This window comes from Planococcus maritimus (assembly GCF_001592825.1).
Classification (GTDB): Bacteria; Bacillota; Bacilli; order Bacillales_A; family Planococcaceae; genus Planococcus; species Planococcus maritimus_C.
Map to the genome: position 1 here is coordinate 167,734 of NZ_LTZG01000041.1, position 6,946 is coordinate 174,679.

General features: G+C 44.9%; 6 protein-coding genes. 4 read left to right on the forward strand and 2 right to left on the reverse strand.

The features are described from left to right. The first annotated feature begins 68 nt into the window (after positions 1-68). From AY633_RS14650 to AY633_RS14660, 3 genes are all read left to right on the forward strand, one after another. Entirely contained in the window at positions 69-1,262 is a 1,194-nt protein-coding gene (locus AY633_RS14650; protein WP_068488967.1) for an ornithine--oxo-acid transaminase, read from the forward strand. 81 nt (positions 1,263-1,343) lie between these two features. Further along, on the forward strand, positions 1,344-2,588 hold the full coding sequence (locus tag AY633_RS14655) for a Glu/Leu/Phe/Val family dehydrogenase (protein ID WP_068461492.1): 1,245 nt from the start codon (positions 1,344-1,346) through the stop codon (positions 2,586-2,588). A gap of 109 nt (positions 2,589-2,697) precedes the next feature. Continuing rightward, positions 2,698-3,861 carry an iron-containing alcohol dehydrogenase gene (locus tag AY633_RS14660; protein WP_068488968.1) on the forward strand — a complete coding sequence of 388 codons (1,164 nt, stop codon included), beginning with the start codon at positions 2,698-2,700 and terminating at the stop codon, positions 3,859-3,861. A 39-nt stretch (positions 3,862-3,900) separates the two neighbouring features. On the opposite strand, the gene AY633_RS14665 is transcribed toward AY633_RS14660, so the two are convergent. After that, the gene (locus AY633_RS14665) at positions 3,901-4,890 is read right to left on the reverse strand and encodes a cation diffusion facilitator family transporter (RefSeq protein ID WP_068488969.1); all 990 of its coding nucleotides are present in this window, start codon (positions 4,888-4,890) and stop codon (positions 3,901-3,903) included. A gap of 12 nt (positions 4,891-4,902) precedes the next feature. Then, a complete protein-coding gene (locus AY633_RS14670) occupies positions 4,903-5,640 on the reverse strand; it encodes an MgtC/SapB family protein (protein WP_390176123.1) in 738 nt (245 codons plus the stop codon). An 89-nt stretch (positions 5,641-5,729) separates the two neighbouring features. Between AY633_RS14670 and AY633_RS14675 the strand changes: the two genes are divergently transcribed. Continuing rightward, on the forward strand, positions 5,730-6,632 hold the full coding sequence (locus AY633_RS14675) for a DMT family transporter (protein WP_068488971.1): 903 nt from the start codon (positions 5,730-5,732) through the stop codon (positions 6,630-6,632). Positions 6,633-6,946 lie beyond the last annotated feature (314 nt).

A 6,946-nucleotide genomic window follows, 5' to 3' on the forward strand; every position in this document is an offset into this window, starting at 1 on the left:
AAAAGGGCACCGTTAAGCGCTTCCAACAGGGTTAATGGATAGGGTCTAAATTTAAGGAGGAATTTGGAATGACACAAACACAGTCAATCATTGAAAAAACAGAACAGTACGGGGCGAAGAACTACCATCCACTGCCGATCGTCATCTCAAAAGCGGAAGGCGTTTGGGTAACAGATCCGGAAGGTAATAAATTCATGGATATGCTTTCTGCCTATTCTGCAGTAAACCAAGGCCATCGCCACCCGAAAATCATCCAGGCATTAAAAGATCAAGCGGACCGTGTCACATTGACGTCTCGTGCTTTCCACAATGATCAACTGGCACCATGGTATGAAATGATTTGTGAAATTTCAGGAAAAGAAATGGCTTTGCCGATGAACACCGGAGCGGAAGCTGTAGAAACCGCCATCAAAGCTGCACGCCGCTGGGCATATGACGTTAAAGGCGTTGAAGAGAACAAGGCAGAAATCATTGCATGTGAAGGCAACTTCCATGGCCGTACCATGACAGCAGTTTCCCTTTCGTCTGACCCAGAATACCGCAGAGGCTTCGGTCCGATGCTGCCAGGTATCAACATCGTTCCATTCGGTGATTTAGATGCGTTGAAAAATGCCATTACACCAAACACAGCAGCGTTCCTAATCGAGCCGATCCAAGGAGAAGCAGGAATCATTATGCCACCTGAAGGCTTCTTGAAAGCTGCACGTGAGTTGTGCCGCGAGCATAATGTTTTGTTCATCGCTGATGAGATCCAATGTGGGCTTGCGCGTACAGGAAAAATGTTCGCTTGTGAATGGGAAGATGTAGACCCAGATATGTACATTCTCGGAAAAGCCCTTGGTGGCGGAGTATTCCCAATCTCTTGTGTTGTCGCAAACAATGAAGTGCTTGGCGTCTTTAACCCAGGCTCGCATGGTTCGACATTTGGCGGAAATCCGCTTGCTTGTGCTGTATCCATCGCTTCTATGCAAGTGCTTCAAGAAGAGAGCCTACCGGAACGTTCATTAGAGCTTGGCACATACTTTATGGAAGAGTTGAATAAGCTCGACCATCCAGTCATTAAAGAAGTCCGCGGCCGTGGCTTGTTCATTGGGATGGAATTGACAGAAGCAGCACGTCCATACTGCGAACAACTAAAAGAACTTGGGCTATTGTGCAAAGAAACGCATGACACAGTCATTCGTTTTGCACCGCCATTGATCATCACAAAAGAAGAATTGGACTGGGCGCTTGAGCGAATTCACCAAGTGTTCACAAAATAACAATCGTTATGGCAAATGGAAGTTTGCCATGTTACACTAGATGCGAGTAATTACTAAAACACAAAGAGGCGAAATTAAACAATGGCTGAAAACTTGAACTTGTTGACGTCAACGCAGGATGTCATTAAAATTGCATTGGATAAACTTGGATACGAAGATTCGATGTACGAACTTCTGAAGGAACCGATGCGGATCTTGGAAGTGCGTATCCCGATCCGGATGGACGATGGGAAAACGAAAGTGTTCACGGGATTCCGTGCACAGCACAATGATGCTGTCGGTCCAACTAAGGGGGGAGTCCGCTTCCACCCTGATGTGAACCGCGACGAGGTTATCGCACTATCCATGTGGATGACATTGAAATGCGGAATCGTGGACTTGCCATACGGCGGCGGTAAAGGCGGCATCATTTGCGATCCGCGCGAAATGTCCATGCACGAAATCGAAAAGCTGAGCCGTGGCTATGTACGTGCCATCAGCCAGATTGTCGGGCCGAACAAGGACATCCCGGCGCCGGATGTATTCACAAACTCGCAAATCATGGCCTGGATGTTCGACGAATACAGCAAGATTGACGAATTCAACTCACCAGGATTCATTACAGGTAAGCCGATTGTGCTCGGTGGCTCGCAGGGGCGTGACAAAGCAACTGCACAAGGTGTCACAATCGTGATCAACGAAGCGGCGAAAAAACGCGGTCTTGATATGAAAGGCGCACGTGTTGTCATTCAAGGCTTCGGTAACGCGGGGAGTTTCCTAGCCAAATTCTTGCACGATGCAGGCGCTAAAGTTGTCGGCATTTCCGATGCATACGGTGCACTTCATGATCCGGAAGGTCTGGATATCGATTATCTTCTAGACCGTCGCGACAGCTTCGGAACCGTCACAACACTTTTCGATAACACTATTACTAATAAACAATTGTTCGAAATCGATTGTGACATTTTGGTTCCTGCAGCAATTGCCAACCAGATCACAGAAGAAAACGCGCACGACATCAAAGCTTCTATCGTAGTGGAAGCGGCGAATGGGCCGACAACGGCAGAAGCGACGAAAATTTTGACTGACCGCGGCATTCTGCTAGTGCCCGATGTACTTGCAAGTTCTGGTGGTGTAACAGTGTCGTACTTTGAATGGGTTCAGAATAACCAAGGCTATTATTGGACGCAGGAAGAAGTCGATGAGAAACTTGAGAAGAAATTGGTGGAAGCTTTTGAGAACGTATACAATGTAGCCACCAACCGCAATATCGATATGCGTCTTGCAGCTTACATGGTCGGTGCAAGAAGAACTGCAGAAGCCTCACGCTTCCGTGGATGGGTATAAAAAACAACCGCTCGGCTGATGCCGAGCGGTTTTCTTATGCTCAATGTTTTGCTTTTTCAGGATTGAAAATTCATAATGAAAAATGAACGTATTTAGAGGAGGAGATTAGATGAACGCATTTTCATTTTATAACCCGGTTAAATTGATTTTTGGCAAAGGGCAACTAGAAGCATTAAAAACAGAAGTTCCAAATTATGGTAAAAAAGTATTGGTCGTATACGGTGGAGGCAGCATCAAGAAAAATGGCCTTTACGACGAAGTGATGGCGACGCTAAATGAAATGGGTGTAGAAATCCATGAATTATCCGGTGTAGAGCCGAACCCGCGCTTGTCAACAGCGAAACGTGGAATCGAGATCTGCAAGCAAGAAAACATCGATATGCTCCTAGCAGTAGGCGGCGGCTCTGTCATCGACTGCACAAAACTCATCGCAGCTGGAGCGAAATACGACGGCGACGCATGGGATTTCGTTACCCGTAAAGCGACACCGGAAGAAGTATTGCCATTTGGCACAGTTTTGACTTTGGCAGCAACAGGTTCAGAAATGAATGCCGGTTCTGTTATCACGAACGAAGAAACAGAAGAAAAATACGGCTGGGGCAGCCCGTTGACTTTCCCGAAATTTTCTATTTTGGACCCAAGCTACACGATATCCGTACCGCGCAACCATACAATCTATGGGGTAGTGGACATGATGTCGCACATGTTCGAGCAATATTATCACAACGCAACGAACACACCGGTCCAGGATCAGATGATCGAAGGGGTATTGCGCGCTGTGATCGATACAGCTCCAAAACTTATGGAAGACCTCGAAAGCTACGAACACCGTGAAACCATCCTATTCGCCGGCACAATGGGGCTTAACAACTTCCTACAGATGGGCTATAACGGAGACTGGGCATCGCATAATATTGAACATGCCGTATCAGCAATCTACGACATTCCACACGCAGGCGGCTTGGCGATCCTGTTCCCGCAATGGATGCGCCACAACGTTCCGGTCAACCCATCACGTTTTGCACAAATGGCCACTCGCGTATTCGGAGTCGATCCGGATAACAAATCTGAAGAACAAATCGCGAACGAAGGAATCGATCGTCTCGTTGAGTTCTGGACATCAATCGGAGCTCCGAGCAGCCTGAAAGATTACGACATCGATAATTCCCGTTTCTCAGACATCGTCGACAAGACTCTCGTCTACGGCGAATTCGGCAACTTCAATAAATTGAACGGTGAAGACGTAGAGAAAATCTTGCAAGCTTCGCTCTAATATAGAAAAAATCCCGATGCATGATGCATCGGGATTTTTTTATTCTGGTTTTTTTAAGGAATCTGGGCGCTTGCTTACGTGCACCCAATGTTTTTCACCATCATCCGCATCAAGTGAAACGATCACATCGTCAACGCTCGGCTGGCTCAAGATAAGTTCAGCCAAACGGTTCTGAAGTTCATCTGCTTCCCTGACGGTGAGATTAGGATCGACTTCCACTAAAGTTTCAACGTGCAAGAATTCACCTTCCTTCACTACTTCAAGTTCCCGGATATCTTTGACGGAAGGACGGTCGGTAAGGAGGTGCGCGATGTGATTGACCATCTGTTCGTCCGTTTCTCCAATAACCCCACGCGCATTATCGAGGAAAACTTTCATGACAACATAGAACATCATTAGTCCAATGGCAATAGACGCTACGCCTTCAATTTGAAGGAATCCGCTATAGTGAGCAATCAAGACAGCGGCGAGAGCCAGCACCCCACCAGAAGTCGCGACCAAATCTTCGAGGAAGACCAATTTAGTAGCTGGTTTCGCACGGTTTAAATGAGTGAAACTTGTCGTCAGTGGTGCAAGGGCGCCGCCTTTGACGCCAGCTTCATGCAATACTTCTTTGCCGGCTTTATATAAAACGAAAAACTCTAATATGATGGCGATCGATAGAACGATGACACTAATGATAAAACCTTCCGCTTCAGTTGGATGCAGCATTTGGTGCCATCCTTCACGAATGGTTTCATAGGCCATGATGCCAACGACTAGTACCGCTGCTAGTAAAACTAAATTCAGAAGACGTCCAAAACCATTAGGAAACTGCTTAGTCGGTGCTTTTTTCGATAATGCTGATCCGATAAAAACAAAATACTGATTCGCAGCGTCGCCGATGGAGTGCATCGTTTCAGCGAACATGGCGACATTTCCGGTAAAAGTAAAGGCGACGCCTTTCATGATGGCAATAAACGTATTGATGAGTGCTGCGTAGAGTGAAGGTTTATTTCCGCCCTTTAACAATCCAAAAAATTCTTTCAAAAAAATTCCCCCTTAAGTAATCATTTCGACATCCACTTGTTTTACGCCATTAATAGAAGAGACCTCCCTGTACAATTCAATAGTCTCCTTTCCTTGTGCGTAAGTTACACGGATCGAAAGTTTGTAGTACCACGTGCCATTATTGTGCTCTGGATGAAGAATCGACAAGTTTTCAATGATTATGCCGCCTTGTTTCAGCTCTTCCATTACTTCACTGATCGCTAGCTCCTCTGTAACATACACGGTAAGCTTTGCCTCAACCTGCCTCAGTCGTTTCGGACCGAAGTGGAATAAGAGAGGGGGGATCACTTCAATCCCTACGAGAACTAGCAAAACGGCAGTCACTGCTTCAATATAAAAGCCAGCGGCAACAGCAATACCAATTCCGCCAGATCCCCAAATCATAGCTGCCGTTGTCAGTCCAGAAATAGAATCGTTCCCTCGTTTCAAAATAACCCCTGCACCTAAAAAGCCAATCCCTGAAACAATTTGGGCGGCAAGCCGAAGTGGATCCATTGTGATATTGACACCTTCATTGCTACTGGGTTCTGCAATATAAGCAGATTCAATTGAAATGATAGTCAATAAACAACTGAATGTGGCAATGACCATGCTTGTTTTCAAACCTACTGGCTTTCTTTTTAATTCCCTTTCCAACCCAATAACTAAACTCAAAACGGCGGCAATCGCTAATTTTATAAATGTCTCGAATGAAGAAACTTCGAATGAGCTGAAAAATTCCAAGGTCATAACCTCCATTTCACTTTGCGGTTGAATGTGAAGCCGGCAAATGGCAAACTGGAAAGTGATGTTAAAACTAATGCAGCAAGAGGTGCAAAATGGAAAAACCTGCGATTCATCCTTACATACCTATTCTAGTAGGAGTTATTTCTGTTGCGATGTCTGCGATCTTCGTAAAGATGACAACTGCTGATGCTGGAGTCACGGCTTTTTACCGGATGTTATTTTCTATTCTATTAATGTCCCCGGTATTCCTTTATAGCTATCTTCCTGAAATAAAGAAACTAAATAGAAGAGACTGGGCATTTTCTGCAGTTGCCGGCATTTTCTTAGCCTTCCACTTTATTCTCTGGTTTGAATCACTTAATTTCACTTCGGTAGCTAGTTCCACTGTTTTGGTAACATTGCAGCCTCTATTTGCATTTGCCGGCACATACTTTTTTTTCAAAGAGCGACTTTCTTTAAAGACCTTGATTTCTGGAATAGTAGCAATCACGGGAAGTATCATAATTGCATATGGAGATTTTCAAGTAAGTGGAAGTGCTTTGTTTGGTGACGTGCTAGCGTTGATTGCTTGTGCTTTGATTACGGCATATCTGTTATTCGGTCAGGATGTAAGGAAGCGCCTATCCTTAGTAACATATACATTCATCGTTTATGGATTTAGTACGATAACGCTATTTTTCTATATTATTGTTAAAGGAGAGTCGTTTGGACCTTATCCGATGGGAGAGTGGATGTGGTTTCTTCTATTAGCTCTTATTCCAAACCTTCTTGGCCACACTTTGTTTAACTGGGCAGTGAAGTGGGTGAGTACCAATGTGATTTCCATCGCGATTCTGTTTGAACCAGTGGGAGCAGCAGTCTTAGCGTATTTCATACTCGGAGAACTGGTTAGCGCGTCGCAAATTATAGGTGGAAGCATTGTAATAGCAGGGCTGTTATTCTTTATTGTGGACTACAAAAGAATTAGAAAAATCTTTTTTCGGAAAAGTGCTTGATTTTTTTAGGCATGCGGTTTATAGTAATAAATGTCCTCGAAACAGCCGATAAAAAATATTTTGAAATAGTATTGACATCGAGTTTCAAAAAGGATATAGTAATCAAGTCGCCAAAACAAGGCGCACAACATGAACCTTGAAAACTGAACAGCAAAACGTCAATAATACAGTCGCGAGCGATCGCGACACAACTTACTGATCAGCTACGGCAGATCAAGCGAATCGCGCGTCTTTCAAGACGGCGATACGCCAGCAGTATTGAGCAATCAACTACTCTATAATGGAGAGTTTGATCCTGGCTCAGGACGAACGCT

Coding starts and splice junctions, on each gene's coding strand:
- AY633_RS14650 (WP_068488967.1), top strand. CDS start 69: ATGACACAAACACAGTCAATCATTGAAAAAACAGAACAGTACGGGGCG.
- AY633_RS14660 (WP_068488968.1), top strand. CDS start 2,698: ATGAACGCATTTTCATTTTATAACCCGGTTAAATTGATTTTTGGCAAA.
- AY633_RS14655 (WP_068461492.1), top strand. CDS start 1,344: ATGGCTGAAAACTTGAACTTGTTGACGTCAACGCAGGATGTCATTAAA.
- AY633_RS14670 (WP_390176123.1), bottom strand. CDS start 5,640: ATGACCTTGGAATTTTTCAGCTCATTCGAAGTTTCTTCATTCGAGACA.
- AY633_RS14675 (WP_068488971.1), top strand. CDS start 5,730: ATGGAAAAACCTGCGATTCATCCTTACATACCTATTCTAGTAGGAGTT.